Raw genomic sequence first — 20,781 nt, forward strand, 5'->3', positions numbered from 1 at the left:
GTTACAGGAAGGCTACGATGTTTTTCTTTCGTTTTAAATATGCTGGGATGCAGGGATATTGATTTTTGCTATGCAGGTTGAGGAATGATTTGCCGCGTAGCGGCTTTCTTGAACAAATAGGTACACGCGATTGTCCATGCAAACATTACTGTGAACACCATCAGCCCACCAATAAACGTACTTACTCAGACTCAAGCCTCGCCGGCACCAGCAGTGGTGTTCTTCAATCCACTGGCTTTTCAATCGACTAATGGTATTTGCGGATAGCCCTTTCGCCTGCTCTCCAAGTAGCGCTGACAGGGCCTCCTGGCAGTCACCAGTAGAGATACCTTTCAAATTGAGCCACGGCAAAAGCTCTGTTATGCTGGCAGCCCGCTTGAGCTACGGTGGCAGCAGGCTACTATTAAACTTGATACCCGAACCGCTACGATCACGCACTTTGGGAACGCGAATCTCAATGTCCCCAATGCCGGTCTGGATTGTCTGATTAGGAAGGTAACCGTTTCTGACTACCGCCCTTCGCCCATCATCCCCCTGTGTCAGGGAAAGATGTCGCCTCTAATTTTATCTTGAAAAGAGGGGGGCAGAGGTGACATGAATGGCGTACTCGTCAGAACTGAAGGCTGCTATTGTACAGAAAGCATTATCCACAGACAAATCGTATAAGGCCGTTGTTGAAGAGAACAGTGTTGGCATTTCATCGTTACGGAGATGGTTGAAAGAGTATCGGGAGCCAGGAGTATTGAACGTACGTAAACAGGAAAAACGGCCCCAGGATTGGACCGCTGAGGAACGAATATCGGCATTGATTGAAACCGGCAATATGTCGGCTGAAGAACGCGGTACCTGGCTACGCAAACATGGCCTTCACACTCACCACCTTGAAAAATGGAAAACCGAAGCAATTAAAGGCGTTTCTACGCAACCAAACAAAGCTGCTAACCGTGAGGAACACCGTCTTCGGCAGGAGAACAAAAACTTGAAAAAGGAGCTGCACCGCAAGGAGAAGGCACTTGCCGAAGCGGCGACCCTTCTTGTCCTTAAAAAAAAAGCCGAGTCGATCGGGGGTAGCCAGAGGACGACTGATTTGCGACAAAGACAAAGCACAGGCACTGAATCTCATCAAGGCGGCCTGTGAATCAGGCGCCAGAAAGCGAAAGGCATGTGAAATAATGGGTCTCACCTTGCGTACCGTACAGCGATGGGAGAAGAACGGCCTGCAGGATCGCCGCAAAGGCACCCGTGCAACCCCTGTCAATAAGCTGAGTGAAATTGAGGAGAAACGGATTCTGAAAGTTCTGTCGTCGCCCGAGTACTGCGATCTCAGCCCCAATCAGATCGTTCCCCTGCTTGCCGACAAGGGAATATATTATTGTTCTGAATCAATAATCTTGAGGCTTCTGCGCAAAATGAGAATGAACACCCACAGGCAGCACTGCAGGCCGCGAAGACATAAAAAGCCGGAGGAATACGTAGCCACCGGCCCCAACCAGGTGTGGAGTTGGGACATTACCTACTTGCCCCTGCAGGTAAGGGACGTTTCCTTTATCTTTACATGATGATGGATATTTACAGCCGTAAGGTTGTGGCTTGGCAGGTTCACGACAGCGAGTCGGACGAACTTGCGGCAGATCTGATCACCGAGGCCTGTTTTCTGGAACGAATCGAAAAAAAACAGATCGTGCTTCACTCGGACAACGGTTCTCCTATGAAGGGGGCTACCATGCTTGCCAAGCTTCAGGAGTTGGGTGTTACGCCATCCTTCAGCCGCCCGTCTGTCAGCGATGACAACCCTTACTCTGAGTCCCTGTTCCACACCTTCAAATATCGACCTGAATACCCTGAGCATCCCTTCGTGGATCTTGCCGATGCAAGGTCTTGGACCGAGGCATTCGTGGACTGGTACAACAACAGACACCTGCACAGCGGTGCTTGTTTCATAACGCCCGCCGACCGGCATAGCGGAAAGGAGAGGGATATCCTTTTGAACCGCCACCGGGTGTATCAAGAAGCAAGGAGAATGCGTCCTGAGCGCTGGGGTGGTGATACCCGCAACTGGGAGCCTGTTGAAAAGGTCGTTCTTAACAGGACGAAAAGGAAAAAAGAACATGGTGATGCTGTAGTCGACGTCGCAGCTTGATCCGTTATCTATGCTGCAAGCCCCATGATAGCCTTAGGTGGGGCAGGAGAGCTTTAATTGCTGTTCATTTTGTTTTCAAAGGGCGACCTTGCTTGACTTCTACCGTCATGCAGTCAAATGTTTGAACTCTTTTCAAGCATAGAGAGAAGTTCAGCTTCAACGGCTTCGGCTATGAGCTTCCTAGCGCCTTGCCGAAGCATTTCTGTTATAAGGATCAGTTACGTTTTCCTCTGGTCGTGAAACAGCTTTCAAGGTAGATTGACTCATGGCGTATTTTCTCCTGTTGGTTGGATTCTTTGCGGGAATCAATCAACAGGATACGCCATTATCCCAATATGCTGTACACCAGAAATGACTATAGCTCCAATATACGTCCAAAAAATATCAAAACAGGTTGAAGCAATACCTGATGTAACCAAGCATGGGTCGGAAGGGTAACTGCTGGTATAACGCAGCCGTTGAGCGGTTTTTTAGGAGTCTCAAATCATAAAGAATCAGCGACTGCAAATTTGAAATTCGAGCGCAGGCACGAATGGAAGCTATTACTTTAGTGTAGCTCAGACAGGTTGCATTCGACCCTGTATATTGTGACTCCTGCAATCGTTGAACGACCAACACTCAAAATAGCTGATCAACCTTGGTGTCCTTGTTTTGTTGACCACTTTAGCTTTGCGTGGTTCTTATTTAATACCCTTTTTGTGAAAGGATTTATAGTGAAGAAGTATACTTATGAAGAACTAGTCGATATTGTACTCAATATTATTGAACCCCATCTTTTTAGATCTGGACTTGATAAATCGTCGATAGATAGCGGTACTGATCTTTTAAGCAGCGGTATTATCGATTCCTTTGGTTTTTTGGAAACTGTTTCGGCGGTTGAAGAACAAACAGGCATTCTTGTCGATTTGTCGGCTCTTGGTAATACGTCAAATTTTACTACTCTTCATGGCTTTGCATGTGAACTTGTGCGTCAGCAGTCTAATTGATTAGGGGTATTGTCAGTGAAACGTTTCGTTTTGATTGGAGAGGAATACGCTGCATTTAAGATAGCTAAGATTTTATATGATAAAGAGGGTGCTCAGCTTGTTGCTGTGTTTACTAATCTTACTAAGAAGGGCCCTCTTATCTTGTTTTGTGAGCAAAATGGGATTGAATTATTCGATAGTTCAACACTCTCTAATGAAGAGACAATTGAAAGGATAAGGTCCTCTTGTTGTGATTGGTTGATAAATATCCTTAGTGCGGTGATTATTCCAGTGTCAGTGCTGAGGTTGTTTCCAGGCCGTGCAATTAATCTTCACACAGGCCCTCTACCTGATTATGCAGGTATCCATGTTCATCAGTGGGGCATACGCAATGGTGAATCTGAGTTTGGTGTAACCGTTCACTTTATGGAAGAGTGTGTTGATACAGGAGATATCATAGCAGAACGGCGTTTTTTGATCGAGGATACTGATACAGGTTTATCCCTATTTAACAAAGCTGTCCGGGAAGGTAGTTTGCTATTTCAAGATGTGCTAAGTGACATTGTTTCAGGTCGATCGTTACCATCTAAAAAACAAGATACCTGTCATCGAAAGTTGTATCGAGTAAAGGACGCCTTGGATTCCTGCATCGATTGGAATGAACCGGCACGGTGTATAATCAATTTTGTTAGGGCTGGTAATTATCATCCATTTGTTTCACCTACGTATACTGCCTCCATTGATTATGCTGGAAATTCAGTCTCTGTGTTGCATGTACAGCTGGCTGGGGAGTGTGAAGGACCTCCCGGTCGACTACACAAAATTACTGGCCTTGGTCCTGTAATTGCCTGTGGAAAAGGAGAGGGTATCATTGTTACCCATGGCGTTGATCAGTCAGGGGTTCTAAATTATGAACGATGGGTTCAATTTTTCGATACAGTTTCAACTTGTATTCTTGGAGGGGAGAAGTAAGGATGGCAGTTAATCAACAGGGCTCTGGAGTGGATATGCATCGCATGTTGACAGAACTGTGGCCATTACACCGGACTATAAATAGTGATGATACAGAATGCGCTCTTCAAATGTGCTGTGACTATTTAAATGATGATCGATTTATAATACATAGATTTCGCCCTAATACAGATGTTTATACTTGGTGGATTCCTGAACGTTATCATGTAAATGAGGCTTGGTTGGAAATCGATGGTCAGCGAATTGCTGATTTTAGTGAAAATCCGTTGCATCTTCTTTCGTACTCACTTCCTCAAGAAATTGAGGGTAGACTTGGAGATATTCGTGAGCATATATGGAGCAGCACGAAACGCCCTAATGCTATTCCCTGGGAATTTAAGTATTATGACCGTAGTTGGGGGTTTTGTGTTCGTCATAATGATCTTAAACTTTTTGATGACAATTCGAAAGTTAGAGGTCTTATTAATGTTGCGTTTACAGATGAGGATTTTTGCTTAGGCGACTTTTACCTTCCAGGTGAAACTGATGAGGATATTCTTTTTCTTACAAATATATGTCATCCTTCTCAAGTTAATGATTCTCTCTCAGGGTTAGTTGTAGGTTTGGAGATGGCAAAAGAGCTATCGAAACGGAAGAGGAGGCGTTATGGTTTTCGGCTTCTGATAGTTCCTGAGACAATTGGAACCATTGCTTGGTTCTCTAAAAATGAGGAGTTGGCTAAACGAGTGCGTTATGCATGGTTCTGCGAAATGGTTGGCCATGATAATTCGTTTATTTTACAGTCTTCTAGACAAGGTGATACCTTAATCGATCGTGCATTTCAAACAGTGCTACCAACGCTGAGAAACCATGGAAAAGAGCGTAAAGGTGAATTTAGACAAGTGGTGGGTAATGATGAAATGGTCACCAATGGACCTGGTTTCGATATACCTACACCATCTCTCACCCGTTGGCCTTATGATGAGTATCATACAAGTGACGATAATCCGTCCATAATTAATCCTGACAACCTTAAAGAGAGCCTTAACGTATTTATGAACGTTTGGAATGAACTAGAGCGAAACTATTATGCTAAACGGACTTTTAAAGGGCCAGTGATGCTATCAAGATATGGCCTTTGGGTAGACTGGCGTGTAGATTTTGAACTCAATTTAAAGGCAGAAAAGATGATGACGATGCTCGAAGGTGATAAATCGGTAATAGATATTGCCTATGAGCTCGAACTTACAGCAGAGACTGTCCGCATATATCTTGATCGTTTCTACGATGCTGGATTGATAACCAAAAGCTTTTACTCTTTATCCTGATTTAGGATTGGGATAACATTCAACTTTTTATGAGCAAAAATTGCTGTTTGTTATATCAAGTACGGCATTACTTTCAAAATAGCATCTCTGAGATAAATTTCCTTCGATAGGCCCTTGTGATTATTGAATGTTGTTAAAATTTTGAAGGGCAGGTCTTATTGATCTGAACGCTGTTTAGCTTACGTAAATGGGAGCAATAACTGTTCTGACATAGGCTCAAGTGGCAGGACATCATATGGTTGATCTTACCAAGCCCACAAATCTTGGTGTGTAAACAGGTTCTACCTCAAAAACGCAACAAGATTTAACAGTGACCGGTCAAACTTTGATTTTGCTTTAAGGAACTTGCTAATCAACATAGCGAAGTGCTGCTCAAATCTGTATCATCAAGGCATTTTCAGAGCTTACAACGAATGTTTTGATTCGCAGGTTCTGCTTTATCGCTTTGAAGAACAGCTCAATTTGCCATCCATTTTTATAAATGGCTGCAATAGCTGTCGCTCCAAAGGTTATATGATTGGTCAGCAGCTCAATGTACCTAATTATTGTCCTTATCGAAGACGACAATTTTTCGAAGCCGGTGGGGACATTTCTCATAAAACTACTTATCTGTGAACTCAATATCTTCGCCACTGATAATATTTCGATTTTTTGGAACCGCCCTTGTTTCAACGACTCGAGATGCGGCTTTGCTTTTCGTTCTTGTTACAAAACGGACATGATCCTCAGTCCATCGACAAAACAGCTTGTAATCGATGTAGGCTTGGTCCATTGCCACTATTGATTCTGAAGCGATATTTAAATTTCTCGCTAAGGTGACATCATGCGTGCTACCACTTGTGATATGCACAAAACTTTGCAGGTAGCCATCATGGTTTAAAAGGAGATGCAGCTTAACTGCACCTTTCGTTTTTCGGAATTTTGCCCATGTAAACAGCCCCAGGCAAAGGGAAATCGTTGAACTGTCAAGTGACAATAATTTGTTCTCATATAGAAACTTATGCATAGTCGGTGCAAGAGCCTGACATTTACCAAGGGTTTCATAAAAGAGAATTCTATACATCTCCCAGGGCCGCTTCTGGTTTGCATATGACAGTATCGACTTGCTTGGAGATTGTTTCATTCCAAGGTGCCTCAACTTGCCTTTGGCTGAGGCTAAACCACCAGATTATTCTCGGAGGCTTAGTGCTTGAGCTATTTGGCAAAAAAGCATGGAAGCAAAATGGTCCCAGCATTCAAAGCCTTTTGCGTTTCTTTCTGCGTTGTGGTCAGAGACTCAGCGGGCAAGCTGGTTACGGTCAAAAAAACGGTTCACTAGGTTATTCCATACCTGGCATGACGTCGGGGTGAGAATACGCTGTGAAAACATCGTACTGGCCCTTTCCGCTCATAGTAGCCCAAAACCATCTCCACACACCTTGTCAAGGCCGAAGCCCGAAGTGTTCGAATTAGCCTTGACAAGGTGTGTGGAGATGGTCACGAAGTCGTCATGGGCGGAAAGGATATTTTTGCTATCCATTGCAAGCTTTTGAATCAATAGCCGATACCTTCAGGAACGCTTAATCCGGATGAACCAAAAAAACTACGATTTGACTGAAAAGGCTGGCATGAAGCACCATTGATATGCTCCTTGTCTTGCGAAGTCTTTGTTGGCAAACTTAACCATGCCTTATACTGAGCTTCTTTTCAAATTCTCACCGGTTTACTACCGGTCAAATCCTATTTTGGACAACAATACAAGTACGGTAAAATATTATGTTTGAAATTTTTTCCAAGTTAATCGTTCTTCATGACAAGCAAGAACGCCGCAATGTTCTGTGGCTTTTTGGAATGGTGCTCATAATGGGCCTGCTAGAAGTTGTCGGCGTTGCATCAATTATGCCGTTTATTGCTGTGGTTTCTAATCCTGAAATAATTAAAAGCAATATATATTTATCTTTTCTTTACAATACAGTTGGGTTTACTGCTACTGAACCATTTCTTATTTTATTGGGTGCTGTGGTCTTCGTTCTTGTGTTGGGTAGCTTGATATTTAAGGCGCTTGCAAATTGGGTTCTTGCTCGTTACACACACATGCGTACCTACAGCATAAGCAGCAAGTTATTAGATGGTTACCTATACCGTCCTTACACATGGTTTCTGAACCGTCACAGCGCAGATTTAAGTAATCTCGTCCTCGCTGAAGTGCAACAGGTCATCAATTATGCACTTATGCCAGCTGTTCAGTTAATTTCCAATATTGTCGTGGCTATTTTTTTATCTTCGCTTATAGTTGCTGTGGATCCAATGGTTGCTTTGGTTTCGGTGGCTACCATTAGCTGTGCCTATGTTTTTATATATGTGATTTTGCGTAAATATTTAAAAGCTATAGGTGTTCAACGATTGAATTCAAATTTGTCCCGGTATCAGGTTGTGCAAGAGGCATTCGGTGGGATTAAGGAAGTGAAGGTTATGGGCCTGGAATGTGCGTATAGTCGTAACTTCCGGAATCACTCATTGCGTTTTGCCCAGTGCCAGGCGATGAATCAAATTATTGGGCAATTGCCGCGGTTTGCTCTTGAGGGATTGGTTTTTGGGGGAATGCTAATTTTGATGCTTACCTTATTGGTATCAAGAGGTGGAGAACTCGGCGAGGTACTTCCCATGCTTGTACTTTATGCGTTTGCGGGGACTCGATTGATGCCAGCACTTCAACAAATTTATCTGGGCATGACAAGGCTTCGGTTTGGCAAACCTGCTTTGGATAAGCTACATAAGGAATTCAAAATCGTAGCAAAAGTTAGCCATAGTGGTCGGTGCAAGTGTAAGTCACCAGAACCCGTTCTTTTAAATAGTCGACTTGAATTGCGCAATATTCGGTATACATACCCTTTGGCCGAGAAATCTTCACTGATTGGTCTGAACTTAGAAATCCCGGCAAAGAGTACTGTGGCGATAGTAGGTAGTACAGGTGCAGGAAAAACTACAGCTGTAGACCTTATCCTTGGTTTGATAATACCACAAGAGGGAGAATTGATAGTAGATGGGGTGCCAGTAACAGAACAGAAAACCCTTGGATGGCAGCGTAGTATTGGTTATGTGCCTCAGCATATATTTCTCACCGACAATACGGTTGCTGGTAATATTGCCTTTGGCGTTCCTCAAAATGATATAGACCGGAACGCTGTCATGCGGGCTGCCAAAATTGCTGAACTACATGATTTTGTAATGAATGATCTACCATCTGGCTATGATACGATGATTGGAGAGCAAGGTGTACGCCTCTCAGGCGGTCAACGCCAGCGTATTGGTATTGCACGTTCTTTATATCATGACCCCAATGTACTTATACTTGATGAAGCGACGAGTGCTTTAGATAATTCCACAGAGAAAAAGGTGATGGATACTGTTCATTCTCTCGGGCAGCGAAAGACTGTTATTATGATTGCGCATCGGTTAAGTACGGTACAGGATTGTGACATTATTTTTTTGTTGGAGAACGGTGAACTTATTGATAGTGGTACATATGATGATTTAATTACAAATAATAAAAGCTTTCAGTCTATGGTGGCAGCAGCAGTAAATAAATAGAGGTACAAGCTATATAGTAAAAGTTGAAATGAATAATCTTTTATACATCATTGATGTCCAAAATGGTATTTGATCGGATGTAAACCGGAGAGAATTTCAAAAGAAGCTCCTCATAAGTCATTATTAACTATAGTTTCGGACTTGTCGATTGAGTTATGTTTGTCGGCAAGTTCAAATGCTTACCTGGTGATCCTTAAAAAACAGACTGAGGCAAGTTTCAAATATCTTTTTGATCTTTTTAGTCAAACTATTTCCGACAGAATCAATTTGGAAGACATGCTGCATCACAAGCTCCAGTATCCCCTCAATTGACTCCATCAAAGTGATATCTTTGATCTCTTGTGAACAAAATCTGAAGAGCTCTCCGAATGTCCGGGGGGCTTCATGTTGGCGTAACCGCCATGCCGTAAACTAATACCTGAGAAAGACAACCGATATCTGGGCAATCAACGCATCGAAATTGCGACTTTGAATGTCAGATTCGAAGGTGTAGGTGCTGTTTGCCATTTTGAAAAAGATTCCAATATCCCAACGTTTGCCGTATATTCTGACAACTTCTTCGGCAGATAGCTGAGTATCGGAGCAATAGTCATTTCTGGTGTACAGCATATTTGGGATAATGGCGTATCCTGTGGATTGATTCCCGCAAAGAATCCAACCAACAGGAGAAAATACGCCATGAGTCAACCTACCTTGAAAGCTGTTTCATGACAACTTGTATGTAAAGTCATTTATACGACAAATGCTATCGAATCTTTGAACGCATAATTACAGAAAATCACAAAGAAACGGTGAGCTTTTCCAACAGAGAATTCAGTGCGAAAGGTTCTGTACCTGGCAATATTAAAGGCTTCCGAGAAGCGGTCGCGCCCCATCAGGGACCGGGCAGCTGCCTCAACGATTTTCGATTGTGTTTAGGGCAGAGTTCCTTTTTGATTTAAGCGCTAGATACACAGATTATTTGACAGTCTGCTGACCAACCTATGACATTTGGAGCTACTACGATTGCAGCTATTTATAAGGACCGCTGGTAAATTGAACAGTTCTTCAAAGCGATAAAACAGAATCTGCGAATCAAAATACTCGTTGGGACCTCTGAAAACGCCTTGATGGTACAGATTTGCAGAGCACATATCGCAATGTTGATCATTAGATTTCTTCAGGCAAAATCAACGCTTGTCTATTTACTGTCAAACCAGGTTGCCATTTTGAAATGGAATCTGATTACACTTCGGGACTTTTGGTTATAGAGATCACAGCAAATATGATGGCTACCACTTGAGATTTTGCAAGTACAGGTAATGCGTGCATTTACATGCGTTGGACAGCTGATAGATCAATGGGGCTGTTTTATTTAATTGAGCAACCTTCTTATAATCACAGTGATATCTCAAAGAGAATTTTTAGTTTATAGGCTGTTTAGGACAGTAGTGTTTTCTAACAATTCACAGTTTGAATAATTAAAAAACCATCATTTAGATTTTTTTTACGGGTGATTTGAGATAGTATAACCATCTCAACAGGTAGAACATAAACGGAAATATATTTTAGACAACTTGTAAAGAGACTATAACACAAATAGCAAACTTTTTGCATTTTGAATGGTTAGGGTAATTTAAAAAAAGTATTATCTTTATTTGCAAATTTTTAAAACCTTTAATCGTTATATAACAATTTCAACATATGGTGAATCAATGTCACAGCGAATAGATGAATGGATTGAAAAAGATAATAAAGATTATCATGAACGCCAGTTTAAGGAAATATATAGAAGTACAGTTGTGTTTTGTGATTGGTTAGAAGAGATAGGCTATATAAATTCAGACAGCGAATTAAAAATATTAGATGTCGGAACTGGTCAGGGTGCTAATCTTTACTATATGGGAAAGCGTTATCCTAAATGTAAATTTGTCGGTATTGACATTAATGCAGAAAATGTAGAAATTGGAAATAATTTTTTGGAATATGCTGGGATCCAAAACTGTCATATAGAAGTAGGTGATATCTATAATTTGAACAATAAATATATGTCAGAATTTGATGGCGTCGTTTCATATCAGACTCTTAGCTGGCTTCCTGGGTTTGAAGAACCGTTAGAATCTTTTGTCCAAATAGATGCAAATTGGATTGCTTTGTCGTCGTTATTTTACGATGGTCATATATCCTGTACAATTGACGTAAACCAGTATAATCCTGATTCAAATCAAGAACTATCTATATATTATAATGTGTATTCAATCCCCTCTGTCAGAAGTTTTTTGCTCAATAGAGGATACTCTGATTTTATATATACTCCATTTGAGATAGATATTGATTTGTCTAAACCAAAGAATAATTTAATGGGAACTTATACTGAAAAATTAGCTGATGGTAAAAGATTGCAAAGATCGGGTCCGCTACTTATGCCTTGGCACTTTATAGGAGTTAAAAGAGCAAGTTGATAGATTAATACTGGGTGTTTTATGTGAATTTTATTAAGGCTTTGAGAGTAAATTATCTCGATGTAATTACATTGATTGATGAACGAAAATAAGAGAGATTGGTTATCTGCCTGAGCTTGAGATGTACAAATATTGGATCCGACTGATTGGTGGCAATAACAGGTCTCTTTAGGTTGAGTAAATCTATAGAAGTTAGAGATATAAATATGTCTGAAGATGGAAAATTGACAATTGTGATTGATCCAGGCTTTTTGCCAGCGTTGGAGATCAAATCGGTACTTGAGCATTATGCGCCGGCTTGTGAAACGAGGGTAGTTTATGCGAAATCCAAGATCCGAACTCGCTGGAGAGGTAGCCATTTACCCGATAAAAGTGTCTCATATGATGCAATCGAAACACATTTTCAAGGTTTTGATGGCGTAGTTGTGAACAATTACATTGAAGGCTTTAAATCTTTTCTGAACGATCATCGAAACTTATTGATTTGCGAGAGATGCCTACATCCTCGATATGGTAACAGCGTTTTTCATCAAATCCGTCGCTTGGAAAAATTGTTTTTTGGGTCTTTGAATTATCTTAATGATGTAAAGCCTGATTATGTGCTTTTTTTTGCGACCCCACATAATCCTAAAGTTATGGCTTTGGAAGCGGCTGCCAATCATCTTAATATCCCGGTTTTAATCGTCGAATATACACCTATTTTGTGGAGATATTGGGTAATATCAGGTGTCGATAAATACACTCATATCCCTTTGCTTAGTTGTTGTGAAGGTGGAAACGACCCCGAGTTGGTTGAAAAAGAAGTGACACGGTTTATAAAAGAAAAAAATCAGAAGTACGAAGTTGCAATACCGCAATATGAAAAGATACATTTGGATAAAAAAAAAGGTAAGTTTTGGTCATGGGGAAAAGAAGTCCTCCACCACAAATTTCGTATCCCATCCCTGATCAGGAAGAGGCGATTGTTTAATTCATATTGTCGTCATGTTCAACCTTATTGTTCTTCAGATCCAAATATTGTGTTTTTTTTACATTTTCAGCCTGAGAAAACCACAATGCCTGAGGGATTAGATTTTGGGCAACAGTGGATAGCCATACGGACACTTTCTTTGTCATTACCTGAAGGTTATAATTTGTTGGTGAAAGAGCATCCATCAACATTTACTAATTATACTGATTTAATGTATCGGCATGCAAGTTTTTACGAAGATATAGCGAGTCTTCCGAATGTATGCATTGTTCCTTTAGAGTCTGATACATTCGAACTTATTGATAGTTCATGTGCAATAGCCACGATAACAGGTCACGTTGGTGTAGAGGCATTATCAAGAGGTACCCAAGTAATAGTTTTTGGAAATGCCAGTTATCGAAATGCTCCTGGCGTGTTTTGTGTCTCAAACGAAAAAGATGTAGCAAATGCGATTACTAATATACTTCAATCTGATGATAAGGCGATGATAATAAATAAAATGGAGCAATATCTTGCATGGGTTGTCGAGAATTCTACAAGTGGTTTGCAACACGGTAACGTAGATTTTGAAGGCGATTTGTTTGGTGAAATAAGACCATCAGGCCACTTGCGTCTTTTTCGAAATATTTTGGAACGGCTAATCGAGGGGAATAGTATGGCTTCAGTTGACAGGTAATTTCTATTTCAAGTCACTGTTGTTCAAAATAGGAAGTAAACCGGTGAGAATTTGAAAAGAAGCTCCTCATAAGGCATGGTTAAGTTTGCCAACAAAGACCTCGCCAAACAAGGAGCATATCAATGGTACGTCATGCCATCCTTTTCAGCCAAATCATAGGTTTTTTTGACCGTAACCAGTTTGCCCGCTTAGTCTCTGACCACGACGCAGAAAGAAATGCAAAAGGCATTTAAATGCTGGAACCATTTTGTTTCGATACTTTTTAGCCAAATAGCTCAAGCAAAAAGCCTCCGAGAAATATCTGGTGGTTTGGCCTCAGCCAATGACAAGTTGAGGCACCTTCGAATGAAACAATCCCAAAGCAAATCGACACTGTCATATGCAAAGCAGAAGGGACCCTGGGAGATGTATAGAAGTCTCTTTTATAAAACCCTTTGGTAAATGTCAGGCTCTTGCACCGGCCAAGCATAAGTTTTGGTTTAAGAACAAATTATTGTACTTGACAGCTCAACGATTTCCCTTTGCCTGGGGCTGTTTCCATGGGCAAAATTTCGAAGAACAAAAGGTGCAGTTAAGCTGCATCTCCTTTTAGACAATGATGGCTACCTGCCAAGTTTTGTGTATATCACAACAGGTGGTACGCATGATGCTAATGTAGCGGCAAATTTGAATATCGCCCCAGAATCAATAGTGGCAATGGACCGAGCCTACAACAATTGCAGTCATTTATAAGGACCGATGGCAAATTGAGCTATTCTTCAAAGCGATAAAGCAGAATCTGCGGCTCAAAACACTCGTTGGAACTTCTGAAAACGCCCTGATGATACAGGTTGGACAGCACTTATCGCTATGTTGATCATCAAGTTCCTTTAGGCAAAATCAAAGTTTGGCTGGTCACTGTCAAATATAGTTGCTTTTATGAGGTGGAACCTGTTTACACACAGGGATTTGTGGACCTGGATAGATCAGCCATATGATGTGCTACGACTTGAGCCTATATCAGTACATTTAATGCTTCCAATTACGTGAGTTGGACAGCTGTCAGAATAAAGGGGTCTGTTTTATAAGAATTGAACAAAATCTAATAATAACAGGTGCCTCTTTAAGAGAATTACCCTCTGAGAGGCTATTGGGGACAGTAGTGCTTTCAAATAAATTTATTCAATGGTAAGACATATTTAAAAGGTTTGTGTTATGCTAAAAAATGTTCTACGTATCGTCGATTTTTTAATTAATCACCCAACGTCATTCGTAAATGTCAATCTTTGGGCTCGTACAGAACTGCGGAATAATCAATTAACTGCTATGGCAGACGCAACAGGATCTGATAAAGGGTCTAAGAAGCATATGTTCACGCGTATCTATGACGCATTGTTTGCCGATAAGCGTAAGGATGTAGCTAATCTACTTGAAATCGGTCTTTTATGCCACAAAGATCAGAATCTGATTGGAGGAAAGTCATTTTCTTCTGTGCCCTCCCTTGAAATGTGGGCCAAATATTTTCCTTTAGCGAGAATTTATGGTTTTGATGACAAAGACTTTACCTCAGCTCGTGGTACTTGGACACAAATATTTAGAGGGGATCAGTGCAAACGAGAAGATCTTGCTCAGATTTCAAAAGTTCAGGAACCTTTTGATGTGATCATAGATGATGCTCTTCATGCGTCTTATCACCAACAAATTACTTTTTCATATTTGTTCGGGTTGGTCAAGCCTGGCGGGTATTTTATTATTGAGGATCTGCACTATCAGCCCTGCTGGGCTGAAGAACAATATCCTGTTGGTAAAACCTTTGATTACCTCAGAAAATTAAATGAAGAAGGTGTTTGGACTTCTCCGGTAGCAACATCTGAAGAGCGGTTGGAAATTGAGTCTAATGTAGAATCGGTTGATTTTTTCGACAGCATGAGCCAAGGGGTATCTGGTGCCAACGCTTTGGCAGTCATTAAGAAAAAGTCTTGATATATACTAAGGGATAGATAATAGATCCGATATTTTCGTTCATCGTAAACTATATTTCTTTGGTCTGTAATGAATTGTATGTCGGGTGTTTTTTGACCTCGTTAGATATTTTTCTTGTGGTTCATCAGGTTTTTCCGTATTTCGCATGACGTCGAAGTGAGAATACGCCGTGAAAACAGCGTACTGGTCCTTTTCGCTCATAGTAGCCCAAAAACATCTCCATACACCTTGTCAAGGCCGAAGCGCGAAGCGTGCAACGCAGCCATAAGGTGTGTGGAGATGGTCACGAAGTCGTCATGAGCGGAAATTACCATCCATGGCAAGCTTTTGAATCGATAGCCGACACCTTCAGTTACGCTTAATCCGGATGAACCATAATTCAGTACTTCAACTCTAATTGGATATCGATGTCACTATGGATAGTTTTTTTGTAAAGAATTGCAAAATTACGATTTGTAAATCCTAAGTGTTTTGTATTTAGCTTTTTTGTGTTAACAAAACGAGTCTTAAACTATGACTGTATTGGTGTTTTAATAAATATTATGATTTATAATTGCCGTTAATGACTATGGCATAGAAACATTAAAGATACTAATCTGAGTTGTCTAAATATAATGAAGATCTTGATAATAAATCAACATATGGCTGATGCTTTAGGCGGTAGTGAAACTCAATGTGATTTAATTGCGAAGGAATTATATTCCCGAGGTCATGACGTCTCTTATGCCGCAGTGGATGGGTCTGATAATCATCGATATTCAGATTTTCCTTACTCAATATATCCATTAAATCTCAAAAATAATGATTTAGAATCTTTTTTAAGAAAGCATACACCGGATATTATTTATTGGAGATATAACAAGAACTTTTTGAGAAAATCTGTTCGTGTTTTTGGTTTGATGAATATCCCTTTTGTTTTTGCAATATCCCATATTAACGATACAAAGAGATTTTCATATAAGCCTGTCCCAATAGGTTCTTTAAAGGCGATACCAAAAGCTGTAGCTAAAATTACATTGCAAATGCTGCGTTCTGCTTGGAATTACAGTGCTATACGTAAAAGTAATGCAGTAACCAGCAATAATAAGAGTTTCCTTAAAAAGTTAACTCATGATGAGCGATTTGGTATATGGAATGCTGTAAATTTAGCATCCACACAGTTTAATTGGCCAAGGCCATATATCTGTTGGGTTGCTAATATCAAAGCTGAAAAAAGACCCGAAAAATTTATCTGGATTGCAAAGCAAATATCAAAACATGTTCCTAACGTTGACTGCCTGATGGTCGGTCCGGTTCGACAGGATACTTACACTTCAACGATTCAAAGAGCATGTAAAGATCACGCCAATTTTCATTATCTCGGCCCTAAGAAGCCAGAAGAGGTCAATGGGATTCTGGCTGAGTCACTCTGCCTTGTACATACTTGTGCTCCAGAAGGTTTTCCTAATATTTTCATACAGGCGTGGAGTCAGGTCATTCCTACGATCACCTTGGATTTTGATCCTGATGGGCTTATCGCTAATGAAAAACTCGGATTTGTATCTGGTAATGACGATCAGATGTTAGAAGATATTCTTTGTATCCTTAAGGAAGAAGAAATTCGGTCGGCAATTGGTCATCGTGCACGGAATTTTGCAAGATATAACTTTAGTGTGGATCGACTGGGTGACGAAGTTGAAAAAGTCTTTATTGATACGATCAATAGATATAGCTCAGAACACTGTGGTCCAGAATAGGATTTGACCGGAAGTAAACCGCTGAGAATTTGAAAAGAAGTTCTTCATAAGGCATGGTAAAGTTTGCCAACAAAGACCTTGCAAAACAAGGAGCATATCAATGGTACGTCATGCCAGCCTTTTCAGTCAAATCGTAGGCTTTTTTGACCGTAACCGGTTTGCCCGCTTAGTCTCTGTCCACGACGCAGAAAGAAACGCAAAAGGCTTCAAATGCAGGGGCCATTTTGTTTCCATGCTTTTTAGCCAAATAGCTCAAGCAAAAAGACTCTGAGAAATATCTTGTGGTTTAGCCTCCGCCAATAGCAAGTTGAGGCACCTTGGAACAAAACAATCCCCAAGCGAGTCGACACTGTCATATTCAAACCAGAAGCGGCACTGGGGGATGTATAGAAGTTTCTTTTATCAAACCCTTGGTAAATGTCAGGCTCTTGCACCGACCAGGCATAAGTCTCGATTTAAGATTAAATTATTGTCACTTGACAGCTCAACTATTTCTCTTTGCCTGGGGCTGTTTGCATGGGCAAAATTTCGAAGAGCAAAAGGTGCAGCTAAGCTGCATCTCCTTTTAGGCCATGACGGCTACCTGCCAGGTTTGTGCATATCATAACAGGTGGCACGCATGATGTCACCTTGGCGAGAAATTTGACTATCGCCCCAGAACCAATAGCGGCAATGGGCCGAACCTACCATGATTACAGGCTGTTTTGTCGATGGGCTGAGGATCATGTCCATTTTGTAACAAGAACGAAAAGCAAAGCCGCATATCGAGTCGTTGAAACAAGGGTGGTTCCAAAAAAACGAAATATTATCAGTGACGAAAATATTGAGTTCACAGCTAAGAAGTCTTATGAAAAATGTCCCCACCGGCTTCGAAAAATTGTCGTCTTCGATAAGGACAATGATAGGTATATTGAGCTGCTGACTAATCATATGACCTTTGGGGTAACTACTATTACAGCCATTTATAAGGACTGATGGCAAATTGAGGTGTTCTTCGATGCGATAAAGCAGAACCTGCGAACCAAAACATTCGTTAGGACCTCTGAAAATGCCTTGATGATACAGATTTTGGACAGCACTTATCGCTATGTTGATTATCAAGTTCCTTCAGGCAAAATAAAAATTAGGCTGGTCACTGTCTAATCTTGTTGCCTTTATGAGGTGGAACCTGTTTACGCACCGGGATTTGTGGTTCTGGATAGATCAACCATATGATGTTCTGCCTCTTGAGCCTATGTCAGTACAGTTAATACTCTCATTTACGTAAGCTGGACAGCATGCAGAACAATGGAACCTGCTTTTCAAAAACTTAACAAGATTCAATAATCACGGGGGCTCTCGAAGAAAATTATCTTGGGGAGGCTATTTTGGATAGTAGTGAGTTCAGAATATAAATGAAGTCATCATAAGCTAAAAAAAATAATAGTGTTTGTAGTCCGAATTGTATGAAAATTATATATATTATATTGCTTTTCACCATGCTGCTTTTCAGCTTCCTTACAGGAAGGAATCTATGCGGTATAGGCAACCATGATGTGGGTGCAGTCGCATTTATTTTATATTTTTCATTAATACTTTTCAGCCGGAACCTGAGAGTTTATTACAATAGAGCTGCCGTTTACTATTTTGTTTTTGCCATGCTGGCAATGATGTCATTGCTTTATGCTCATGATGTAAGTCTTGGGCAAATTGTGCTGCTTCGAATGGCAATCGTTTTTGTCACTTTTATGGCGATTTATCAGTATATTAAAACTGAAGAACGGTTGATAACTTTTTTGACTGTATATTTGCTGGCAGCACTTTGTTATTCTGTTGTGTTGTGGGTAACGACTGATTTCAGCCATTCGTTTAGATGGTTTAACCAGCAAAGCTATAACACGATCGCCACGAATTTTTTTGGTGTTTTAGTGGCAACCCTGATGCTTCTGTCTATGAAGAAAAAAAACGTCTTATATCCAGTTGTTTTATATTTAATTGTGCTGATTTTATCTACTGCTTCAGTAAAGGTGAATCTTGCAATGGCTCTTTTTGGGGGTATTTCGTTCTCGTATAAGTTTGCTAAGAGCTCAAATCTTTCGAGAATTATGTTTCTGGTTATCTTTGTAGTTATTTTGGGCTCATTGTATTTTGTCATATCAAAATATGATGTTTTTGATCGCCATATTAATCGGATAGCATCTACTGTCAATTCAATGATTATTGACAAAAAATTACCCGGTGCTGCCGGGTATGAGTTTCGGTACATGCTTTGGGATTCAGGGGTCAGGTATTGGCTTGACAGCCCTCTGTGGGGTCATGGAGTCAATAACTTTAGATATTTGTTTGAGATTGAAAATGGGTACCAGACCTATTCGCATAACACCTTGATTGAGTTGTTGGTTGGTTTGGGGTTATTTGGATCTTTTGTTTTTTCTATGATTATATTTTATTCTCTTAAAGCTAATTTATGCGTTTATAAATTGAATAGATCTATAAGAGAGATTTACCTTTTTGCTGGTTTGGTGTGCTTTACACTTGTTGGGTTCGGTCAGCAAATATACTATAGTAATCAGTTCTTTATATTTCTCGGCTGGAGTTTTGCTTACTTCAAAATAAGCAGGACTCCTAGAGTGTTTTTTGTGTAGTATTTTTACTCTTTCTGTTTTGCAATCTACCTTGTTCTCAAAGGGTTTTGAGTGCTGAACTCGTTTGTCTTTTCGGGCCTATGGCGGTCAATTTTAACTTTGGCTAAGGATGAGCCCTAAAATAAAATATACACACCCCGAAAGGTGATGCTGAAATCACCATTCTAAATCACAGGTGGATATGCGTTAGCGTTGATTAGGTCGACGGCTTTCGATTGTACATTTATTTTCTGACACAGCCCTAACTCATCAATCGGGAGGTTGTGATTAGGCATTGAATAAGCTTATTAGCTGTGACCTTTTGGAGTACTATCGCTGAAAGATCATCAATAGAAAAAATTTGTGGCTATCTTGCTTTAATGTTTAACGCGGTTACTTAACTTTATTTGTCATGGTCAAAGAAATGGACTCAGAGATTATTGGCAGATGGTGAAAGATATTATTTCTAAGGATTATCATGAAAGACAGTGAGCCTCTTTTTTCAGTCGCAATAGTAACGCAGAATAGATGTCAATCACTTTGCCGTGCCATAGATTCAGTGTATAGGCAGACATATGCCCCCATTGAGATCGTTTTGGTCGACAATGCGTCAAGTGATAATAGCGTGGAAGTAGTTCGTGATAAATGGCCGGAAATCAAAATTATTCGTCTTCATCGCAATGTTGGTTGTCAACCCGGTCGTAATATCGCAATGATGAATTGTAAGGGCAAATACATATTCAATCTTGATGATGATGGAGAACTTGATTGTCGAGCTATTGAGTTAATGGCAGCACGATTTGAGTTGGATGAAAAGCTCGCTGTCATATGTTGCTCGACACCTCCTATTGAGAATTCTCTTACAGCACCTCGTGAAGCTCTTAATATGTCAGAGAGGTGGGTTGGGATTTTTCGTGGGGGGGCATCTGCAATTCGCTCTTCAATTTTGTCAGAAACGGGTTATTTTCCTGAGTTCCCTCGTGCTGGCAGTGAGGCTGTATTATCAGCATATATTATTGACAATCAATATACGATACTTTATTACCCACCGGCGATTATGTATCATCCTCCTGCCCGAGTGGGGAAAGTGCTAAAAGAACATACTTTTTATAACGGGTGGCACATACCCAAAAGAGCCGTATTGTATCTGCCTTGGCCTAATGTCCTTACTGAAGGCCTATGGGGCAGCATTCGAGGTTTTGTTGCTGCGATACAATCCCAGAATGGGCTTGCTTATTTGAGGGGATGCATTCGTTTTTTGTTGGATCTGCCTAATGCAATATCTGAGCGAAAGCCAATATCAAAGTTAACGGTGAAAAAAATATCTTTTTTGCTTTATAACAACATTGAAAGTAAAGATGATATTAACAAAGGTTCGGATTTTTCGTTGTTTAAACTGGTTTATATTCGCTGGAATAGGTGGCGTTGTAGCTAGCGAG

The 20,781-nt window shown here is 40.5% G+C and carries 15 protein-coding genes and 4 pseudogenes; 16 read left to right on the forward strand and 3 right to left on the reverse strand.

All coding sequences use genetic code 11. The features are described 5' to 3' along the window. Positions 1-111: 111 nt before the first annotated feature. Positions 112-528: pseudogene (locus MSL71_RS25860) on the reverse strand (transposase); the annotation flags it as partial. Positions 529-598: 70 nt separating this feature from the next. Here MSL71_RS25860 and MSL71_RS25865 point away from each other — a divergent pair. The 4 genes and pseudogenes from MSL71_RS25865 (at position 599) to MSL71_RS25880 (ending at position 5,384) form a co-directional block, all read left to right on the forward strand. Then, a pseudogene (locus tag MSL71_RS25865) lies at positions 599-2,140 on the forward strand (IS3 family transposase). 713 nt (positions 2,141-2,853) lie between these two features. Continuing rightward, entirely contained in the window at positions 2,854-3,126 is a 273-nt protein-coding gene (locus tag MSL71_RS25870) for an acyl carrier protein (RefSeq protein ID WP_180147275.1), read from the forward strand. A gap of 15 nt (positions 3,127-3,141) precedes the next feature. Further along, positions 3,142-4,077 (forward strand): methionyl-tRNA formyltransferase, encoded by a 936-nt coding sequence (locus tag MSL71_RS25875; protein WP_180147279.1) that lies wholly within the window; start codon positions 3,142-3,144, stop codon positions 4,075-4,077. Between the two features lie 2 nt (positions 4,078-4,079). Next, positions 4,080-5,384, forward strand: a complete 1,305-nt coding sequence (locus MSL71_RS25880) for a DUF4910 domain-containing protein (RefSeq protein ID WP_180147282.1) — start codon at positions 4,080-4,082, stop codon at positions 5,382-5,384. Positions 5,385-5,985: 601 nt separating this feature from the next. Here MSL71_RS25880 and MSL71_RS25885 read toward each other — a convergent pair. Beyond that, positions 5,986-6,447, reverse strand: coding sequence for a transposase (locus tag MSL71_RS25885; RefSeq protein ID WP_180147285.1), 462 nt, complete (start codon positions 6,445-6,447; stop codon positions 5,986-5,988). A 105-nt stretch (positions 6,448-6,552) separates the two neighbouring features. Next, a pseudogene (locus MSL71_RS27010) lies at positions 6,553-6,648 on the reverse strand (DUF4372 domain-containing protein); the annotation flags it as partial. Positions 6,649-7,139: 491 nt separating this feature from the next. On the opposite strand from MSL71_RS27010, the gene MSL71_RS25895 reads away from it, so the two are divergent. The 12 genes and pseudogenes from MSL71_RS25895 (at position 7,140) to MSL71_RS25940 (ending at position 20,777) form a co-directional block, all read left to right on the forward strand. Then, positions 7,140-8,954: an ABC transporter ATP-binding protein gene (locus MSL71_RS25895; protein WP_218951143.1), complete on the forward strand. Its 1,815-nt coding sequence runs from the start codon at positions 7,140-7,142 to the stop codon at positions 8,952-8,954. A gap of 723 nt (positions 8,955-9,677) precedes the next feature. Then, positions 9,678-9,872: pseudogene (locus tag MSL71_RS26615) on the forward strand (transposase); the annotation flags it as partial. Positions 9,873-10,648: 776 nt separating this feature from the next. Next, the gene (locus tag MSL71_RS25900; protein WP_180147288.1) at positions 10,649-11,395 is read left to right on the forward strand and encodes a class I SAM-dependent methyltransferase; all 747 of its coding nucleotides are present in this window, start codon (positions 10,649-10,651) and stop codon (positions 11,393-11,395) included. 206 nt (positions 11,396-11,601) lie between these two features. After that, positions 11,602-13,041, forward strand: coding sequence for a capsular polysaccharide export protein, LipB/KpsS family (locus MSL71_RS25905; RefSeq protein ID WP_180147291.1), 1,440 nt, complete (start codon positions 11,602-11,604; stop codon positions 13,039-13,041). Positions 13,042-13,257: 216 nt separating this feature from the next. Continuing rightward, positions 13,258-13,482, forward strand: a complete 225-nt coding sequence (locus tag MSL71_RS25910) for a DUF4372 domain-containing protein (RefSeq protein ID WP_180147294.1) — start codon at positions 13,258-13,260, stop codon at positions 13,480-13,482. A gap of 90 nt (positions 13,483-13,572) precedes the next feature. Next, positions 13,573-13,773 carry a hypothetical protein gene (locus MSL71_RS26835; RefSeq protein WP_343052834.1) on the forward strand — a complete coding sequence of 67 codons (201 nt, stop codon included), beginning with the start codon at positions 13,573-13,575 and terminating at the stop codon, positions 13,771-13,773. Between the two features lie 13 nt (positions 13,774-13,786). Next, positions 13,787-13,897, forward strand: a complete 111-nt coding sequence (locus tag MSL71_RS25915; protein WP_246317962.1) for a hypothetical protein — start codon at positions 13,787-13,789, stop codon at positions 13,895-13,897. Positions 13,898-14,235: 338 nt separating this feature from the next. Next, positions 14,236-15,003 carry a class I SAM-dependent methyltransferase gene (locus MSL71_RS25920; protein ID WP_180147297.1) on the forward strand — a complete coding sequence of 256 codons (768 nt, stop codon included), beginning with the start codon at positions 14,236-14,238 and terminating at the stop codon, positions 15,001-15,003. A 614-nt stretch (positions 15,004-15,617) separates the two neighbouring features. Further along, positions 15,618-16,739: a glycosyltransferase family 4 protein gene (locus tag MSL71_RS25925; RefSeq protein WP_180147300.1), complete on the forward strand. Its 1,122-nt coding sequence runs from the start codon at positions 15,618-15,620 to the stop codon at positions 16,737-16,739. Positions 16,740-16,839: 100 nt separating this feature from the next. Beyond that, positions 16,840-17,010, forward strand: coding sequence for a DUF4372 domain-containing protein (locus MSL71_RS26625; protein ID WP_246317959.1), 171 nt, complete (start codon positions 16,840-16,842; stop codon positions 17,008-17,010). Between the two features lie 1,264 nt (positions 17,011-18,274). Continuing rightward, a complete protein-coding gene (locus MSL71_RS25935) occupies positions 18,275-19,363 on the forward strand; it encodes an O-antigen ligase family protein (RefSeq protein WP_180147303.1) in 1,089 nt (362 codons plus the stop codon). A 457-nt stretch (positions 19,364-19,820) separates the two neighbouring features. Next, positions 19,821-20,777, forward strand: coding sequence for a glycosyltransferase family 2 protein (locus MSL71_RS25940; RefSeq protein WP_180147306.1), 957 nt, complete (start codon positions 19,821-19,823; stop codon positions 20,775-20,777). Positions 20,778-20,781: the final 4 nt, after the last annotated feature.

The sequence above is a fragment of the Desulfoluna butyratoxydans genome, from assembly GCF_900699765.1.
GTDB classification, from domain to species: Bacteria; Desulfobacterota; Desulfobacteria; order Desulfobacterales; family Desulfolunaceae; genus Desulfoluna; species Desulfoluna butyratoxydans.